The organism is Salipiger sp. HF18 (genome assembly GCF_011806505.1).
GTDB classification, from domain to species: Bacteria; Pseudomonadota; Alphaproteobacteria; order Rhodobacterales; family Rhodobacteraceae; genus Salipiger; species Salipiger thiooxidans.
In genome coordinates, this window is the sequence record NZ_JAATOS010000721.1 from 1 (window position 1) to 1537 (window position 1537).

1 protein-coding gene is annotated in these 1537 nt (G+C 73.4%); it reads right to left on the reverse strand.

Annotated features, from left to right (window positions below; all coding sequences use genetic code 11):
- Positions 1 to 219 precede the first annotated feature (219 nt).
- The gene (locus HC022_RS26275; protein ID WP_167454343.1) at positions 220 to 1482 is read right to left on the reverse strand and encodes an RsmB/NOP family class I SAM-dependent RNA methyltransferase; all 1263 of its coding nucleotides are present in this window, start codon (positions 1480 to 1482) and stop codon (positions 220 to 222) included.
- Positions 1483 to 1537: the final 55 nt, after the last annotated feature.

The window sequence follows — 1537 nt, forward strand, 5'->3', positions numbered from 1 at the left end:
TGCTGCGGGGTTCGGGCTGCGAGACCAGCGCGCCGGTGGTCCGGGCGCGGGCCGCAAGACGCGCGTGCAGACGGTTCAGGAACCGCGTCAGCGCGGCGGACCAGCCTCCGTTCTCCGACATGCCTCGTCTTGCCTCTCACCCGTCCGCTGTTGGCGCGGTTCTCCGTCGGGAAGAGCCTAGCGAATCAGTGATTCCGAGTCACCCTGGAACGGTGCAGCTCAGCCGGCTTTCCGCAGGTGTGCCATATAGAACCCGTCCATGCCGCCGCGCTCTGCCCAGAAATCGGGCCGCAGCCGCAGCCCGCCCTCGGCGCTGCGCCAGCGGTCCTCGATGCCCGGCGCCTCGGCCGGGAGAACCTCGAGCCCGGGATGGCGGGCGAGCGCCTCCTCGACATGGCATTCGCCCTCGTCGGGGATCAGCGAACAGGTGCAGAAGACCAACCGCCCGCCGGGCCGCAGCAGCCGCAGGGCGTGGTCGAACATCGCCTCCTGCAGGCCGATGAGCTCGGTGATGCCCTCGCCGTGCCTGGCGTGGGGCAGGTCCGGGTGGCGGCGGATGGTGCCGGTGGCTGAACAGGGCGCGTCGAGCAGGATGGCGTCGTAGCTGCCCTCGTGCTCCATGGCATCGCCGGTGACGGTCGTGGCCGAAAGCCCGGTGCGGGCAAGATTCTCGGTGACCCGCGCCATGCGGGTCTCGGAGAGGTCGAGCGCGGTGACCTTCGCGCCCGCCGCGGCGAGCTGCATGGTCTTGCCGCCCGGGGCCGCGCACATGTCGAGCACCTCGAGCCCGGCCACGTCGCCCAGAAGCCGTGCGGGCAGCGCTGCGGCGGCGTCCTGCACCCACCACGCGCCCTCGTCATAGCCCGGCAGCGCCGAGACCTGCCCCGCATCGAGCAGCCGCACCGAGCCGGTGCGCAGCAGCTCGCCTCCGAGCCGTTCAGCCAGCGCCGCGGGGTCGCCCTTGGCGGTGAGATCGAGCGGGGCGCCGGCCAGGTGCGCCGCCTCCATCGCCGCGACGGGCTTGCCGCCCCAGGCGCTGGCCAGCGGGTCGCGCAGCCAGCGCGGCAGGCGCGGGACGCGGAGCTTCGTCCATTGCGCGGGGCCCTCGGCGGCGAGCTTGCGCAGCACCGCGTTCACCATGCCCTTCATGCTGTGCGCCTGGCGGTCGGCGCCCACGAGCTGCACCGCCTCGTTGACCACGCCATGGGCCGCGCCGCCGGTGCAGAGCTCCCACGCGCCGAGCCGCAGCACGTTCTTGACGAAGAGCGGCGGCGCCTTGCGCAGATGCGGCTTCAGGACCCGGTCGCAGCGCTCGAGGTTGCGCAGCACCTCCTGCGCGAGCCGCTGCGCGGCGGCGCGCTCGGCCGGGGCGAGGCTGTCCCAGGCGCCGCCGGACATGGCCTCTGAGAGCAGGCGCCCCTGCCCGAGCACCTGTCCCAGAAGCTGAACGGCCTGGCCGCGGGCGGTCGGAGTGGCGGGCATCGGGCTCTCCCGGGTTGTGTCGATGGGCTGGCGGGGCCTATATCAGGGGGACCCC

Bases quoted from the DNA above. Each gene is read 5' to 3' on its own strand.
- HC022_RS26275 (WP_167454343.1), bottom strand. From the start codon at position 1,482: ATGCCCGCCACTCCGACCGCCCGCGGCCAGGCCGTTCAGCTTCTGGGA.